1 pseudogene is annotated in these 568 nt (G+C 45.1%); it reads right to left on the reverse strand.

From position 1 onward, the window contains the following. A pseudogene (locus tag R7R78_RS28400) lies at positions 1-451 on the reverse strand (methyl-accepting chemotaxis protein); the annotation flags it as partial. Positions 452-568 lie beyond the last annotated feature (117 nt).

Here is a 568-nt window from a genome sequence, read left to right on the forward strand (position 1 = left end):
AGCTGACCACAATACTGCCATCAAAGTCTTGGTATGGCTCGGTAATGATCAGCCCAGATTGTGCCATCGCGTCTTGATACCAAGGGCGAGTTCGAGGGTCGTAATCGGATGGCCATGATTCGCTTTTATCGCCGTAGGCAATCGCGCCGTCAGAGAACCCTGCGTAAACAGAGAGAAATTTCCCCGCGCGTTTGGTCAGCAATAACTCGCGATCTGCATCATCAGAACCGGCGATGATTTGTTCGTTAGCCAACATCATATCGCTACGAATTGAGAGCCAATCGCTGATATAACGGTTAGTCGACTCAGAAATATTCTGTATTTCTCGGTTGAGTGTGGATGTGGTTTCTTCGTGAAGTTGATTAACGGAAACCCAAGCTTGAACGCCACTTACGATGGCGATAATGACTGCGATAGCAATCTGGATTTTTAACTTAATGGTATTTCTCATTGTCTAACCTTTATAAACAGACAAAAAGATCAGTGTCACAACGTGTGACTCCAGAGGGTTTAGACGATTCAAGCACAGAGCGTTACATGAAAGGCTTTAGTGAATTTATCGACAGTT

The sequence above is a fragment of the Vibrio sp. 2134-1 genome, from assembly GCF_033339495.1.